The 17,259-nt window shown below is 42.1% G+C and carries 9 protein-coding genes and 1 pseudogene; 6 read left to right on the plus strand and 4 right to left on the minus strand.

Features of this window, described 5'->3' with window-relative positions; genetic code table 11:
* Window positions 1-105 precede the first annotated feature (105 nt).
* Window positions 106-2,544, minus strand: coding sequence for a glycoside hydrolase family 2 protein (locus tag ACHLI0_RS19140; protein WP_490749848.1), 2,439 nt, complete (start codon window positions 2,542-2,544; stop codon window positions 106-108).
* 6 nt (window positions 2,545-2,550) lie between these two features.
* On the opposite strand from ACHLI0_RS19140, the gene ACHLI0_RS19145 reads away from it, so the two are divergent.
* From ACHLI0_RS19145 to ACHLI0_RS19155, 3 genes are all read left to right on the plus strand, one after another.
* Complete coding sequence (locus ACHLI0_RS19145) at window positions 2,551-3,243, plus strand: SGNH/GDSL hydrolase family protein (RefSeq protein ID WP_490749849.1); 693 nt, start codon at window positions 2,551-2,553, stop codon at window positions 3,241-3,243.
* Between the two features lie 240 nt (window positions 3,244-3,483).
* Window positions 3,484-5,145 (plus strand): glycoside hydrolase family protein, encoded by a 1,662-nt coding sequence (locus ACHLI0_RS19150; RefSeq protein ID WP_490749850.1) that lies wholly within the window; start codon window positions 3,484-3,486, stop codon window positions 5,143-5,145.
* 28 nt (window positions 5,146-5,173) lie between these two features.
* Complete coding sequence (locus tag ACHLI0_RS19155; RefSeq protein ID WP_490749851.1) at window positions 5,174-7,270, plus strand: exo-beta-1,4-galactosidase; 2,097 nt, start codon at window positions 5,174-5,176, stop codon at window positions 7,268-7,270.
* A 138-nt stretch (window positions 7,271-7,408) separates the two neighbouring features.
* Here ACHLI0_RS19155 and ACHLI0_RS19160 read toward each other — a convergent pair whose 3' ends face one another.
* Entirely contained in the window at window positions 7,409-8,011 is a 603-nt protein-coding gene (locus ACHLI0_RS19160; RefSeq protein ID WP_143919575.1) for an HU family DNA-binding protein, read from the minus strand.
* A gap of 412 nt (window positions 8,012-8,423) precedes the next feature.
* Between ACHLI0_RS19160 and ACHLI0_RS19165 the strand changes: the two genes are divergently transcribed.
* Complete coding sequence (locus ACHLI0_RS19165) at window positions 8,424-10,502, plus strand: BT4734/BF3469 family protein (RefSeq protein ID WP_490749852.1); 2,079 nt, start codon at window positions 8,424-8,426, stop codon at window positions 10,500-10,502.
* 100 nt (window positions 10,503-10,602) lie between these two features.
* Here the strand turns inward: ACHLI0_RS19165 and ACHLI0_RS19170 are convergent, their stop codons facing one another.
* Together ACHLI0_RS19170 and ACHLI0_RS19175 are read right to left on the minus strand one after the other, a co-directional pair.
* Window positions 10,603-10,842, minus strand: coding sequence for a hypothetical protein (locus ACHLI0_RS19170; RefSeq protein ID WP_490749853.1), 240 nt, complete (start codon window positions 10,840-10,842; stop codon window positions 10,603-10,605).
* 239 nt (window positions 10,843-11,081) lie between these two features.
* Window positions 11,082-11,258 (minus strand): annotated as a pseudogene (locus tag ACHLI0_RS19175) (tyrosine-type recombinase/integrase); the annotation flags it as partial.
* Between the two features lie 386 nt (window positions 11,259-11,644).
* On the opposite strand from ACHLI0_RS19175, the gene ACHLI0_RS19180 reads away from it, so the two are divergent.
* The gene (locus ACHLI0_RS19180) at window positions 11,645-13,966 is read left to right on the plus strand and encodes a fasciclin domain-containing protein (protein WP_490749854.1); all 2,322 of its coding nucleotides are present in this window, start codon (window positions 11,645-11,647) and stop codon (window positions 13,964-13,966) included.
* Between the two features lie 18 nt (window positions 13,967-13,984).
* The gene (locus tag ACHLI0_RS19185; protein WP_490749855.1) at window positions 13,985-17,251 is read left to right on the plus strand and encodes a SusC/RagA family TonB-linked outer membrane protein; all 3,267 of its coding nucleotides are present in this window, start codon (window positions 13,985-13,987) and stop codon (window positions 17,249-17,251) included.
* The last annotated feature ends 8 nt before the right edge of the window (window positions 17,252-17,259 follow it).

Consider the following 17,259-nt stretch of genomic DNA (forward strand, 5'->3'; position numbering starts at 1 on the left):
ATTCCCCGAATTAAGTTTCTTCATTAATTAGGTAATTTTTGAAACTTGATTCGGGGAATTTATATTACAATTTTTTGTCAGCTATATATAGCGTACATTAATTGTTTATCGGAAGTCAAACATCAGATTCAGATGTAGTCCTTCATCTCCCGATTTGATTCGGACATTTCCCGATTGACCGTTAGGACCTTGTTGCTCGATCGGCTTGAACGAACAGATAGCCGGAATATCGAGCAAGAATGAAAGATCACCTTCTGGGAATGCAGGCATGGTATCTTTTATCCGTCCTGTCGGTTCTTCGGGAGTGAATACCCGGAAGAAAGTACCGTCATTACGCGAATAGACGGTAAATGAAGTCCTTTCACAATAGAGGTTGGCATGGTAACCCTTGAACTCAGGATATATCAGATTCTCAAAACTTTCTCCGGTAATGGTGTTGTTATAATCTTTGTGCCAGATACCGTAGTTCGTTCCTGGGATTCGGTTTTTCCATACCCTGTATGGCCCGCGTCCCATCCATTTCATACCCGAACAGCTTTGTTCCGGATAAGAGAAGCTAAGTCCGAGATTGAAAACCTGTGCATCCATGAAAGCATCGTCGAAGCCACCGCCACCGGAACCGCGATTTAATAAAATAGCATCCATATAAAGCAAGCCTTCGTTTGTCAGACGCCATACAATGGAATCTGCCGCACCTTTATATTTGGCACAATAAATGGCGCCGTCGGAGGAATGACGAGTATAGCTGAGCGAAGGTTCATATCGCATCTTCATACCTATTGCTACCGGACCATCCTTGAATGGAACCTCAGTCTCACCGGATTTAATGTGACGGATCATACCGGTTGCCGCATCGAAGGTTATGCTGACTTTGCTGCTCTTTAGTTCGATGGCGTCAGATGTTTGTCGGGCTTCTGCTTTTTGAGGAGCAGGGGTGAGTGTCGTTTGCGCCAGGTTACGTTCAAAATATTGTTTTGCCAGATGAATCGGATAAGTCCAGTTACAGATACTTTTTCCTTCTCTATCAAAGGCCTCCAGTTCGAGCACATCCCCTTCCCGGAATGAATCGGGCAGTTCAAAACGGGCAGTACCTGTTTCTCCCGGATTGATGGATGGAAGTTGCACTTTTCCTTCGGCGATCACCTTTCCTGCTTCTGCGTTTCCTTGGAGAGGAGTGCCGCATGATAAAACCTTATAAGTCATACGACAATCTTTCAGATTGGTAAAAGTATATTCATTGGTCAAGAGGAAACTGCCGTCGAAGTGGTTAGTAATGAGAAGAGGCTTCAACTGGATAGGCGACCATTGTGCACGGATGGCATAATAGCTTCCTTCTTTCTCTCGACGTGGTCCTACTACTCCGTCGGGTGCATTGGACTTGTCAGAGTCGAGTATTCCCCCTTTATCACTGCGTTTGGGAGCCTCATCGCAATATACCCATATGAACCCTCCTGCAAACAAGGGATTGGTACACCAGCGATCCCAAAAGTCGCGCAGGCCGGCTCCTCCTCCCTGATCGTACATGGCGTGCATAAATTCGGTCGGCATGAATACTTTATAACCATTGGTGAAACGTGCTACCCCTGTCAGATAAGTAGGATAGTGATGCGTATCCAAGTCGTTAAAGTCGGCCCAGGGATGTACCATATGTCGTTTTTGTAGTCTGTCATATTGAGCAAACAAAGGATCGGTTTGTGTATTCCAGCCTCCTTCGTTTCCGTTACTCCAGAGAATGATGCAGGGGTGGTTAACGTCCCGTTCAATCATCTCCTTTACGAGTTTTGCTCCGACTTTAGAGTCGTAACCGTTTTGCCAGCCTGCCAGTTCATCCATGTAGACAAGTCCCAGTGAGTCGCACATATCAAGAAAGTGCTCGTCGGGCGGGTAGTGCGAACGTACTGCATTCATATTCATTTCTTTGATGAGCAGGGCATCCATTCGGCTTAATGCAGCACTGGTGGTACGCCCTCCGTCTACAGAAAATGAGTGGCGGTTGATTCCTTTGACCACTAGTTTGGTACCGTTCAAATATACGCCGTCCTGGGGAAAGAACTCTACGGTACGGAAACCAATGCGTGTTTCTCTGGTTTGTACGATTTTACCTTCGGGATTCTTTAATTCCAATTTGGCTACATACAGATTGGGATTCTCTGTAGACCAGGGAATGATGCTTGCCCATTCACCGCTAATCATCTGCTCCTTATCGGAGTTACTGATTGAATGAGTGATTGTTGTTTGTCCGTTGGAGGTATATACGGTTTTCCCGTCTTTTAATGAACGGACAGATACGATGATTTCATGTCCTTTGGCATCTTCTGCCTGGAAATAGAATAGAACACTCTGTTGGCAAAGATATGTAAAGTCATAGTATGGTCCAATGGCAAATAAGTATAGAAAGATGGAAAATCGTCCATTTATTGGAGAATTGGGGCGTAAAAACCGGATTAAAGCATGAAAAGTGTATGAATTTAATGGAAAACGTATGAATTTACATGTACTGACATTACAACTGCCCTTATCTTTGCTAGCAAATGAAAAATACATAAAGTGATGACACATTTAAAAATCTTTTTATTGTTAATCGTTTGTGCGTTGTCCGTTTTGGATGGGAAAGCACAGACTGGTATAGCACTTGCTGACGAACTTAACGGCAAGCGGATCGGAGTAATAGGTGACAGCTATGTGAGAAATCATAAAGAGCCGTTTGAGAACACATGGCATTATAAGTTTGCAAAGAAGCACGGTATGGAATATTTTAATTATGGAAAGAATGGGAATAGCATAGCTTATTCCAGCCCGCGATGGGGAAAAGCGATGTTTCTGCGATATGCGGAGATGACGGATAGCCTCGATTATGTCATTGTCATTGGCGGACATAATGATGCATTTAAACTGGACTCTATCGGAGGTATTGATAACTTCAAGGATAAAATGGAAATTCTGTGCAAAGGCTTAGTCGAGAAATATCCGACAGCGAAAATCTTTTTCTTTACCCGCTGGAACTGCAAAAACTTTAAAGGAAGTGACTCGGAAAAAGTAGTGGATGCGATGATTGAAGTCTGCGGCAATTATAGTATTCCTATTTTTGATTGCGCAAGAAAAGGAAGCATCTATGCCGATAATGATACTTTCAGAAGAATCTATTTCCAGAAAAGCAAGAATAATACTGATACAGCGCATCTGAACAGTAAAGGACATGACCGTTTTCTAAAAGTTGCCGAGAATTTTCTGCTCCAATATTAGTTTGGAAGAAAATAGTGTTATTTACTATGATGAATAAAAGAGTATTTTGCATTCAGTTGTTGGTATCAACCGTTTGGTTGGGCTATTAGGATTTTGGGAATGTTCGTATTATTTACGTAAAGCATTACGTGCCTTTTTCCCTGTTTGTTATCATTCACTAATGAGGGATTGATTTACTTTTGTCGTAATACTAATAGTATTAATCAAACGAACTATCAAACTAACTAACAGAAGAAAAACATGTACGGAAAAAATCTTAAATTAGTATTAATGGTAATGTTGCTACTTGTGAGTAAATCCACTTTCTCTCAAGTAACAGAACGCGAACGTCCCAAGGAGTGGAGTCAACTGGTGAAAGGTGCCCGGTTTATGGATCGTTTTTTGCCGATGAAAGGCAATCAACTGTCATCCGACACGTGGGGAACCTCCGATGTGCGTCCGCGTTATGTTGATAATGGTATTGAAGACCGTATCTGGTCCTATTGGGGTGGAAATATCCGGAAAGGAGAAGACGGTAAATATCATCTGATGGTTTGCGGATGGCTGGAAGCCTCTCCTAAAGGACATATGGAGTGGAGAAATTCATGGGTGTTCAATACCGTGAGTGATAATCTGACCGGTCCGTTCAAACTGGTTAATATCATCGGAAAAGGGCATAATCCGGAGATGTTTCAGGCAAAAGACGGCCGATATGTTTTGTATGTCATAGACGGCCGTTATGTTGCAGATGATATCAACGGAAAATGGGAATATGGAAAATTCGACTTCAATGCGCGCGATCGTAGAATCATAGAAGGATTGTCCAACCTTTCGTTTGCCCAACGGGAAGACAGTTCATATGTAATGGTCTGTCGTGGCGGTGGAATCTGGATCAGCCGGGATGGTTTGTCCGAATATAACCAGTTGACAGACCGTCGTGTTTATCCGGATGTGAAAGGACGGTTTGAAGACCCTGTCATCTGGCGCGATCATATCCAGTATCATCTGATTGTCAATGACTGGTTGGGCCGTATTGCCTTTTATCTTCGTTCAAAGGACGGAGTCAATTGGGTAACTGATCCGGGAGAGGCCTACATGCCGGGAGTTGCCGTACACGAGGACGGACATTCTGAAGGCTGGTTCAAGTATGAACGTCTGAAAATGTATCAAGATAAGTATGGCCGTGCTATTCAGGCTAATTTTGCGGTCATTGATACTTTGAAACATGAAGATAAGCCATTTGATAATCACAGTTCAAAGAATATTAGTATTCCATTGAATCCGGGACTATTGCTGACAGTGTTGAATGATAAGCCCATTACCGCCGGAACGAAGACTATCCGGCTGAAAGTACAGGCAGAAGAAGGTTTTCATCCACAAACCGATATGGATATCAGCTCTTTGCGTTTTGGCGCTTCCGAAGAGGTGAATTATGGCAGAGGAAGTAAGGTATTGAAAACAGAGAATGACGGAAATGACCTGATCATTACCTTCGATGGAAAAGGAAATGGGATTACAGAGAAAGAATTTGCTCCTAAATTGATAGGCAGATATAAAAACGGAAAGATGCTTTACGGATATGCGCGTTTGCCGTATGTTGATTATGTGGAACCGATTCTTTCTGCGCGTGCCCCTGTATTCTCTGAATCGCAAAAAGGCTGGAACGGGAATATTGAAGTACAGAACTTCGGACAAGTTAGCTCACAAAAGGCTTCGGTCAAGATAGAGTATAAGAAAGAAGGCAAAATGGTCAAAGTGGCTTCTGCTGCCGTACCTGCCTTGAAACCCTATGAAAAAGCTGACATCCGCTTTGCGACAAAGGCTGATTTTGAAAAAGGTGAGGACTATAACTTCCTTGTGACTGTTTATTCCGGCAAGAAAGTTCTCTCTACTTTCCGTTTGAATCGGAAGGTCGTTGAATAATTGAAAGACTAACAATTGAAAGATTACCATGAAAAAGAAGATCACATTTTTATTGATGTTTGTACTGTCGTTGTCAATGGTTTCAGCGCAAGGTACTTTCCGGTTTGGGACATCTGCAACACCCGAAGGCAAAACTCTTCTGGTGGATAGCAAGGGGCTTATCCTTGACGGCAAGCATATCATTCCCGTCATGGGCGAGATTCATTATTCCCGCGTGCCGGAGTCGGAATGGCGCCGTGAAATCCGTAAAATGAAGGCCGGTGGTATCAATATCATTTCTACATATATCTTCTGGATTCACCATGAACCGGAAGAGGGAAAATGGAACTGGAGCGGCAATCATAATCTGCGCCGCTTCGTCCGGATCTGTGCAGAAGAAAATGTGATGCTGGTGTTGCGTCTTGGTCCTTTCTGTCATGGGGAAGTGTATCAAGGCGGAATTCCTTCATGGGTACATGAGAAAGCCGGGCAGAATCCTAAGTATAAGATACGTGCCCGTACTCCCGGATTCCTTGAAGATTGTACGGAGCTTTATAATACTATTTTTGCTCAGGTTAACGGACTTTTGTGGAAAGATGGCGGTCCTGTGGTCGGAGTGCAGATCGAGAACGAAAGTCGCGGTCCTTGGGATTATCTGGAGGCATTGAAAAATATTGCTGTGAAGGCGGGATTTGATGTCCCGTTCTATACACGTACCGGTTGGCCTGCACTTCGGGGAAAAGAGGTTTTCGGGCAGCTGTTGCCGCTTTATGGTGACTATGCCGACGGATTCTGGGACCGGAAACTGGAGGATATGCCGGGCAGTTATGCCGATGCTTTCATTATGAGAGACAAACGCATGAGTAGTGCTATTGCCACAGAGACATTCTCTAAAGAGGAATTGTCGGAAGATTCCCCCTCTCTCAGTTCAAAATTGTCATATCCCTATTTTACTTGTGAGTTGGGCGGTGGTATGATGCCGGCGTATCATCGTCGGATAAATATCAATGGAAAGGAGCTTAAACCGCTGGTTATATGCAAGCTGGGTAGTGGCTCCAATCTTCCGGGATACTATATGTATCACGGTGGCACCAATCCATACAATCCTCTTCACACTATGGGAGAAACGCAAGCCTCTCCGGGTACTAATCATAATGACCTGCCTCATATGACCTATGATTTTCAGGCTCCTCTTGGCGAAGTGGGACAAGTATTCGAGACTCCCTTTCATGAAGGACGTTTTATCCATCAGATGTTGACAGACTGGGGCAGTGAACTCTTGCAGATGAATGTTGACTCATTAAGCAGGCATTATGCCCGCCGGGGTGCTTTCGAATTCTATAATGACTATGTGCGTATCAAGAATGAGAGCGGGACGTCCCATGTTACTTTTAAAGACTATCGGACTGGGGGTGCAACCATTGACTGGACTACTGTAGAACCGTTCTGCAAAGTGGATGACCTTATCTATTTCATCGAAATCAGGGGTAAAAAGCCTCAAATCTGCGTTGACGGCAAGGTCTATACTTGTAAACTTAACAAGCAGCAGAAGGCGGGCAAGCTCAATGTCTGTGTGCTCTCATACGAAAAGGCAAAGACTGCCTATAAAATTGACGGTAAACTGCTTTATGCCAAGAATGGCGGTATTCTGTATAAGAGTGATTCATGCATCGTGGAGGAGGTATGGACAAAGTCTCCTGTCATTGCCGCCACAGTCACGGAAGTGAAAAAAGCGGATGCTCCCCGTGTTGTCCCCATGGGTCGTCAGGCAGTGGCTGCGCAACCTGTAGAAGAGGACTTTGCAAAAGCTGCGGTATACACTATTAACTATGATACATCTGGAATAAATAATTATGATAATCTTTTTCTCCGTATAAATTATCGGGGTGATGTGGCCCGTGTGTATGCTGACGGCAGGCTTGTAGCAGATAACTTCTGGAATGGAAAGGAGATGTGGGTCCGTATGGCAGATCTCGTCGGCAAAAAGGTGGAACTAAAGATTTTACCTTTACGTAAAGATGCCCCTGTCTACTTTCAGAAAGAACAAAAAGCTATGATTGAGGCGACCAAAGGTGACTATATGCTTGGGCTCGATTCGGTAGAAGTTATTGAGCGTCACACACTGGAGTTTAATGATACTTTTTAATGTCACTTGTCACTTTGTAGAACTAACCGGTTCATTATCAGTGAAAAACGGGTGACAATAGATGGTGATAATAGGGTGATAATAGAATAGTAACCTCTTTTCTATTATCACCCTTATTGTATCTTTTACTGATTTAATCTACTGATTATTAGGCTTTAAATACACCACCCGGTTCCCATATCCGCGAGTGTTAAGAACTCCGTTTTCTACCAGAAGATTCAATTCCCGTTGTGCTTTTCCCTTTAATAAACCCGTAATCTGAGAGTATTCTCTGCGAGTGATGAAGTGATTCTTTGCTAAAAAGGCTTCCAGTCGGGAACGGCGTGTCTCTTCCGGCAAGTTTGATGATTCTTGAAATCCGAATTTGGCACGGGTCACCGTCCCCGAACTACGTCGTCGAAACCAGGGAGTAGCTCTGAAATTTACGTTGTCGAAAGAGATAGAGACCGAACGGATCTCTTTCTTGTCCATCACCGGACGTGCTTTCAAACTAGAGGAGAAATATCCGATTTCTCCCAGTTTCACATGATACCCCTCACTTAAATAATAGGATACCTTCTCTTGAAAAGCTACCATGATACCTGCCAAATCTCCCTCGGTGAAAGAAGAGGCTTCGGCTATTTCACGAAATAACCGTTTGCTGTCAATGGTTCCTTTGGATACAATTCGGGGATACAGAGGCTGTACTTCTCCGTCTCCCTTTTCATTCGGTTTTCGCCGAAAGTCATAATCTGCTGCCATAGCGTCACTTGTTTTTTGTTGGTTAATAGGATTGTTACTCAATTGATACCGCGTGTGTTAGTACAAACACTAGTAACCTTAACATGTAGACAAGGCTCGACTAATATATTTTGTCTGTTTCACGTTTTCGTTCCACGTACGTGAACCGTTCGGACTATGTACGTGAACCCAATAGTTCACATACGTGGACCGATGGGACCATGTACGTAAAACGATTTCTTATCACTACAAAGATACATTAATCTAAGCTTCTAAACAACTTAATGAACGTTTTATTTACTATTAATTCAAGGAGCTTCCGAAAGAATGGAAAGGCGGATAAATAATCTGTAATAATAATGAATAGAAAGGTTGTTTGCTGTCTGTTTTATGCCTACCTTTGAGGGATATACATAAATATTTAAGAAAAGTAATGAAGATAACACAAATCAGGGAGAAAGATGGAGTCGAAGCATTAAGTGTATTAGATTTTAACTTGTTGATAGAGAAGATAAAAACAGAGATTAAGACCCGTCCGGTGACCGGATTGCGCCAAGCCCTGCATTTTGTTTTACCCGGAGAATCTTGCAGTTTTGCCGGGAAACTTCCCAAAGTAATACCTGCTGCCGTTTTCGGACGTGTGAATGGCGTGAAGCGGATGAAAGTATATAATGGCATCGTGGAACTGACTGTAGGTCCGTTGGCGGGAAAAGTAGAAGTGGAGATGGTCAAGAAGAAAGCGGCTGAATTGCCGCAGACTATGTTTGCATATATGGGATCAAGTGGAAATTCCGTGAAGATATGGACTCTTTTTACTCGTCCGGACGGTACGTTACCGCAGACGCAGGAAGAAGCTGAAATTTTTCAGGCACATGCGTATCGTTTGGCGGTGAAATGTTATCAGCCGCAAATCCCCTTTGATATTCAGTTGAAAGAGCCGGTTTTGGAGCAATATTCACGGCTGAGTCATGATCCTGAACCTTTCTATCGTGAAAATTCCGTGCCGTTTTATCTTTCTCAGCCCTTCGGGATGCCGAAAGAAATGAATTATCAGGAGAAGCTGACCCCGGAAAAGTCTCCATTGAATCGTGCCGTTCCGGGATATGATACGGAAGATGCGTTGGCATTGATGTATGAGGCTGCCTTGCGAAAGACTTTTCAGTCGATGGAAGAGGGGTGGAGGCGGAATGATGATCTGCAGCCCCTGGTAGTCCGGTTGGCGGAAAATTGTTTCCTTTCCGGCATTCCGGAAGAGGAAGTGGTGAGGAGGACTATTCACCGATATTATCATTCGAAGCAGTCTGTGCTGGTTCGCGAGATGATAGGCAATGTGTATCAGGAATGCAAAGGCTTCGGCAAGAAAAACGGGCTGACAAAAGAGCAATATCTCAATATGCAGACAGAGGAGTTCATGAACCGGCGTTATGAATTCCGCTATAATACACAGATAGGTGAAGTGGAATACCGGGAACGATGCTCATTCTATTTTCGTTTCCGTCCGTTGGATAAACGGGCGCAGAATAGTATTCTGCTGGATGCGCAAAGTGAGGGTATTGCGGTGTGGGACCGGGATGTGGACCGTTATCTGCATTCAAACCGTGTATCTGTTTATAATCCATTGGAAGAATTTATTTTTCATCTTCCTAATTGGGACAAAAAAGACCGCATTACGGAACTGGCAGACCGTGTGCCATGTGCTAATCCGCATTGGACGATGCTTTTCCATCGCTGGTTCCTCAACATGGTAGCTCATTGGCGTGGGTATGATCGGCAGCATGCGAACAGTACTTCCCCTTTGCTGGTAGGTGCACAGGGAACACGCAAGTCTACCTTTTGCCGGGATCTGATACCGCCGGGGCTTCGCGGATATTATACCGACAGTATTGACTTCGACCGGAAGCGGGATGCGGAAATGTATCTGAATCGTTTTGCGCTGATCAATATTGATGAATTTGATCAGATTACTTTGACGCAGCAGGGCTTCTTGAAGCATATCCTGCAAAAGCCGGTCGTCAATCTTCGCAAACCGTATGGCAATTCGATACAGGAGTTGCAGCGTTATGCTTCGTTCATAGCGACCAGCAATCAGAAGGATCTGTTGACTGATCCCTCCGGCAGCCGTCGTTTTATGTGTGTTGAGGTGACGGGTACGATTGATACGGCTCGCCCGATAGATTATGAGCAGTTGTATGCACAGGCTATGTACGAGATTTATCATGGAGAGCGATATTGGTTTGACGATAAGGATGAGGCTATCCTGACACAAGGGAATCGGGAGTTTGAACAGACTCCGCCGGCTATCCAGTTGTTTTATCGCTACTTCAAAGTTGCCGGGGATGATAAGGAAGGGGAATTCCTGTCTCCGGTAGAAATACTGGATTATCTGCAAAAAAGAACGACTATTGCTTTATCTTCCGGCAAGGCATACCATTTCGGAAGGCTGCTTCAGAAAGAAGGGATACCTTGCAAACATACGAAGAAAGGGACGGTGTATCGGGTGGTTAAGCTATAAAGAGGGTGTGGTGAAGGTGACAATAGAAAGTTGAAACTTTTTATTGTCACCTTTATTATCACCGGTTATTGTCACCCTCTTTATGTTGATAATGAATTGGTTATCTTGGAAAGGTGACAAGTGACAATAAGAATGGCGAAAAGTAGGTGGCGTATTCTGTTCCGAACTCCTCAATCAATATGTTCCGTCCTTTATTGAGAAATGTAGAGTCCTCTTGAACCATCTGCGAAAGCATCTTTTTGTAGGTAGTAGATCCGGCATCCATAAATTGCTGGACGTACTTTGCCACACCGCCCGTGAAGCTATATAGGGCGAGCAGATCCTTCGGCGTATATTTCACCCATGATAGGAATACTGAGTTTTTTTGTTATTTTTTGCTGGAAATCTTGACATAGAAAGCTCTCCGCTTTTCGAGTAACAAAAAAAGTAGAGAGCAGGTTTTTCTACCGACTCTGTGGCTTTAAGTATCAACTGTGTTTTACCTATATGCCTATGTCCGGTAACCAGCGGTTAGTTGCGCATTGTTTCGTAATGCTTGTCCGATTTCTAGAAGTCGACCAATCTCTTTCTCTCTATCGTAAAATATAATGCAAAGGTATATTCCTCGTATTCATCAATAATCCTTCGCAAGCACGAGTTTATGTTAAATGCATTTTCGTGTCTGACAACTCTACCATTTTTTAGCTGACTTGCGGAATCCAATGTAAATTGAGTATGAATATACCTGATCTTAGACCGATGTGCTACTGTTATTCTCCATGCAATGAAATAGGAATAAAATGTCCTCTAAGCACTCTTTCTTAATTAAAAAATGGATTTATTGCATGGATTTCCGTGCAAAAGACGGTATTTTCCATGCTTTTGTACGATTCTTCATTGGTATTTCTTCATTAACTCCTTATGTTTGCAACAGTTTTTCACAGGTATTTATGATAAAGTACCTTTTGAAAACAGAATCTAACTTTTTTTAAACTTATATTAATACATTAATATAAAAAACTATGGAAACTATATGAATGTATGTGAATCTATGCAGTTATTAATATCGAGCGCAAGTCTTTTTTTGTTAGCCACGATACCAAACTTTTTTTAGCAGATTTTTAATTATAACTTAATATAATTTTAGTATTATGAGAAATGCAATGATTCGAAAACGGCATCTGCTGCTACTATTGTTCCTCTCTTCCTTTTTCCTGTCCTGTGATGACAAGATGGATGAACATTATGAAAAACCGGCTTGGCTGAAAGGTACGGCTTGGGAAGTTCTTTCTAATGAATATGAAGGTAAATTCTCCATGTTTCTGGAAGCGGCAGAGCTATCAGGCTTCAGACCCATTCTTGATGGTAAGAGTGTTGCAACTGTCATGGCTCCGGACAATGATGCGTTTACTGCTTATCTGGAGGAACACGGCTATGTTTCAGTAAAGGATATACCGACAGATGATTTGAAGAAACTGATTGGCTATCATTTAATCTACTACTCTTATAGCAAGAGTGATCTCGAAAACTTTCGCCCGGAAGACAGTGCTACAAGTGATAATGACGATGATGACGAAGAATTGGGAGTTTTACAACCGGGAATGTATTATAAATTTCGCACACACAGCACCAGTCCTATTACAAAGGAAGTGGATCCATCAACAAATAATACAGTAACCGTCTATCATTTAGAGCGGTTCTTGCCTGTATTCTCTCACTATATTTTTGCATCTAAAGGTATTGATGCAAAGAAGAATTATGAGTTTTTCTATCCTAACTCTACATGGACGGGAGATAACGGGTTCAATGTATCGAATGCAAGTGTTAAGGAATACCAAATCATAACTAATAACGGCTATATATATAATGTAGACAGAGTGTTGGAACCATTGGAAACTATTTATGATGTTTTGAAAAAGAAATCAGATTATTCCGATTTTCTCGACTTCTATAGCCAATATAGTACTTATACCTATGATAAGGACTTGTCGGTCGATTATGGAAATGCAGTCGGAGTAGATAGTCTCTTTTTGCACGAACATGCATCAAACGGACTCCCTAATATTGCTTTGGAGTGGCCGACTTCTAATTTCCGTCTTTATCCTGAATTGGCTTCTATATCCTATAGTATCTTTGCACCGTCCAATCAGGCATTAAATACTTTTTTCAATAAATATTGGAAAGTTGGAGGATATTCTTCTTTAACTGATTTGGACCCACTGATTACTAAGATATTGCTTTATCAATCAGTATATGGAGGTTCTATCGTTTTCCCTGACGAAATTAGTGGAATTACCAATTCTTTGGGTTCGCACTATGATTTTCAGTTGAGTGATGTGAAAGATAAGAGTATCTGTGTGAACGGTAGTTTTTATGGATTAAGCAATTTCCCAATGCCTGAAATATTCAGTACCGTGATGGGACCGTCTTTCCTCAAAAGAGATTATCTACTTTCATTGTATGCTATCTATCAGAGTAATCAGATGGCTGCGTACACTACTACTGCTACAAGCTATACGATGTTGATCACTAAAAATAGTGGATATGAAATCAGTGATATGCGTCTGATGTCTGATGGAGTAGGTAATACATTGGCAACTTCAGGAGAAGATGGTGATGTGGCTGTTGCAACTTCGGACTTGAAAAGAATTGTCAGTGGTGGAACTGTAGTAGGAGATGTTAACTTCAATACACCTTGGGCTGTTCATGCTACTCAGGATGGTGGAACTTATTGGTTCGTGAAAGATGGAAAATTGACAACGAATTATGTGTTTAATAGTGTATTAGGTCAAGACCCTCAAATGGTTATTCCTACACTTTTCACTGAAGTAAAAGAGGTGACTAATGATGCCGGAGGTGCTTGGACAAACGGAAAAGTGTATGAATATGAAAGTGATTTCGGTGTATTCGGAAAACTGGATGGATTGGAATATACAAGCCTGAAGACAATGCTGACTTCCATCGGAGAAACGAAATATCCGAATTTCGTATTTGCCTATTTAATGAGACAGGCTGAAATATTTGCTACTATAGACGGTGTACTTGCTTGGGATTACAGATTGGCCGGACGTCTCATTGGGTTTATTCCGACCAATGAAGCATTAAAGGAGGCTTTGGATAATAATCGTATTCCAGGAGTAAAAGGCACAATAGACTTAAGTCTGCCTTCACCCACTCTTCAAGGAGAAGTTACAAACAAGCGCTTGTTGGGAGAATATTTACTTAATTATTTCTTTACGCCTACCAATGCTCCGGTTGCATCAGGCTGTCCGTATCTCGGATCACCTGATTGGTTATCGGGAGAATACCGTAACAGCAATAATATTCCTGTGAAGTATACTGATAACGGTACTTTCATAACCTTACAGTTGCAGGACCAGACTACCGGTCAGTATGGAAATGCGTGTAAAGTAGTATCATATGAGAATTTCCCATTTGCTTTTATGGATGGTGCTTTCCACCTGATAGACGCTGTTTTTAATTAACTGAATATCTAATTAATCATGAATCAGACAAATAAAGTCTTTTATACATTAGTAGCCATTTTTCTGTCCTGTTCTATAGAAATGGCAGGGCAGGTACAGAAGGTTATATCCGGTACGGTTACTGAATTGTTTGGAAAAACTGCAGAACCACTGGTTGGTGTGAATGTCAATCTAGTAAACAACCAGAACCGTTCATTGGGTGGTGGTATCACAAACCTGAACGGACAGTATAATGTGAAAGTCCCTGCAGGCGAAAAAGATCTGACTATTGTTTATTCTTATATCGGAATGAAAACAAAACGTATAAAGTATACAGGTCAGACCTTATTGAATGTGACTCTGGAGTCAGAATCAATGGCTGTGGATGAAGTTGTAGTTTCAGCTCGTCGGTTAAATCGAAATGATTTGGGTATTTCGGACAAAGAAATGGTTTCGGCTACTCAGAAAGTTGATATGGAAAAGTTGATTGCTGCAGCACCTGTTGTATCTATAGAGGAAGCCTTACAAGGACAGTTGGGTGGTGTGGATATTGTTTTGGGTGGAGATCCAGGTAGCCGTAGTGCTATCAGAATCCGTGGTACAAGTACGTTGAATGCATCTTCTGACCCGTTGATTGTTATCGATGGTGTACCATATCCGACAGACATCAGTGATGACTTCAATTTTAGCACAGCTACGGAAGAAGATTTGGGGGCCCTTTTAAATATTTCACCTAATGATATTGCTTCAGTTGAAGTACTGAAAGATGCGTCAGCTACTGCTATTTGGGGTACTCAGGGTGCCAACGGTGTATTGGTTATTAAGACAAAACAAGGTACGGTTGGTAAAACTCGTTTCTCATTCTCTTCCAAATGGACAATGAAGGAAGATCCGAGTACTATCCCGATGTTGAACGGTAAGGAATATACTTCTCTTATGCAGGAATCTATCTGGAACTCGGCCAAATACATCGGTCTGAATAATCCGGGAAATAAATATCTGAATATGTTGTCTGATGCACCGGCAATCGGTGACAATCCGGACTGGAGATACTATGATGAGTATAATCAAAATACTAATTGGTTGGATTATGTACGCCAAAAAGCATTGGTTTCTGATAACAGTTTTTCAATGAATGGTGGTGGTGAAAAAGCAACTTATCGTTTCTCGTTAGGATATATGAGTGATATCGGTACTACTATCGGTACGTCTATGAACCGTTTGAATACTTCAATGGTCATCAATTATCAGTTTTCTAATAAGTTAAAATTCGGTGCAGACTTTTCTTATTCGCAGACCAATACGGATGCGAATTGGGTAAATACTATTCGCTCGGAGGCGTTGAGTAAAATGCCGAATAAATCACCTTTTACAGTAAACGACTTGACAGGTACATTGACCGATGAGTACTTTACTTATCATGATCCGAATTTTGAAGGCTCTTTTAATGGAAAGAGTAACTACAATCCCGTTGCTATGGCACATGAAGCAATCAACAGAACTGTGCAGCGTGAAGGTAAGATTACATTCCGTGCCGATTATGAGATATTGCCAGGATTCTTTTATAAAGGTTGGGCTTCTATCAACATGCGTGCAATTAAAACACGTCGTTTTTTGCCGCAGGTAGTAACAGGAGTAGAACAAGTGAACCAATATGCCAATCAGAGTGCTGACGCTTATTCCGATCAGTTGGCTTTGCAGACAGAGAATAAGTTGATGTATATCAAGAACTGGAATAATAAACATAATATTATTGCGAATGTATTGGTTCGTACCGGTCAGTATATTAATTCAGGCTATAATAGCGAAGTATACGGCAATGCTTCTTCCGATCTTTCTGATCCGGTAGTCGGAACTACTATCAGTGACATGAATTCAAGCGAATCGGAAACACGTAATGTATCTTTTGTAGGAGTATTAAACTATACATTGCTGGATCGTTATGTTGTTCACGGATCTCTCAATGCCGAAGGTAACTCTGCTATGGGACGTAATGAAAGAATGGGTTACTTTCCCGCTGTAGGTCTTGCATGGAACTTTCAGAACGAGTCTTTTATGGAAAAAGCAAGAGATAAATGGTTGGACGAAGCGAAATTCCGTTTCAGTATCGGTCAGAGCGGACGTGCTCCTAGCGGTGCTTCTGTTTATTTGGGTGCTTATGTGAAGGGAACAGACTATATGAACATGTCAGCCACAAAGCAAGCCCGTATGCAGTTGGATAATTTGAGATGGGAAACCTCTACCGAATATAACTATGGTTTGGATGCTTCTGTATTAAAAGGTCGTTTAAGATTTACATTCGATTATTATTATAAGACAGTGAAAGACTTGCTGCAGAAGAACTACAAACTACCTTCAACTACCAGTTTCGGATCGATTAGTTATTTCAATTCGGGTAAAATGGAGAACAAAGGTTGGGAGTTCCGCACGGATGTTGTTTTATTTGAGAATAAAGACTGGCGTATCAACGGTTATGTGAACTTTAGCCGCAACGAAAATAAAATAACTGAGTTGCCAGCCAATATGGTACAGGAGAATTATTCACCCAAGAATGGAGCATACGCTGCCCGTGCAGAAGTCGGACGTCCTATCGGTTCGTTCTACGGATACCGCTACAAAGGCGTATATCAAAATACGGAAGCAACATACGCGCGTGATGCTGAAGGAAATGTAATGAATGATGCAAAAGGTAGGCCGATCGTAATGAAAAATCTGACAGCTACCTGCCAGCCGGGGGATGCGATGTACGAAGATATCAACCATGACGGTGTTATCAACCAATATGATATTGTCTATCTTGGTAATGCCAACCCGATATTGACTGGTGGTGCGGGATTGACTATTAAGTACAAACAATTCTCTATCAATACTTTCTTCCACGGGCGTTTCGGACAGTCGGTAGTGAATACGGCACGTATGAATAATGAGTCTATGAACGGTAATGCTAATCAGAGTACGGCTGTGTTGAGAAGATGGAAAAATGAAGGTGATATTACTGATATACCGCGTGCATTGTATGGAGAAGGATTCAACTATTTAGGTTCTGACCGTTTTGTGGAAGATACTTCCTTCCTTCGTTTGAAACAGTTGACACTGAATTATGCTTTTCCGAAAAGCATTTGCAACAAAATGGGTATCACTTCACTGACATGTTTCGTTACAGGATACAACCTGTTTACTTGGTCTTCTTATACCGGTCAGGATCCGGAAGTAAACCTCCCGTCAAGACCGACAGACCTGGCTACGGACAGCGCAACGACACCTGTGTCTAGACGATATACTTTTGGTTTTAACTTAAGTTTTTAATACGATAA

This window comes from Bacteroides sp. RCH18 (assembly GCF_058231005.1).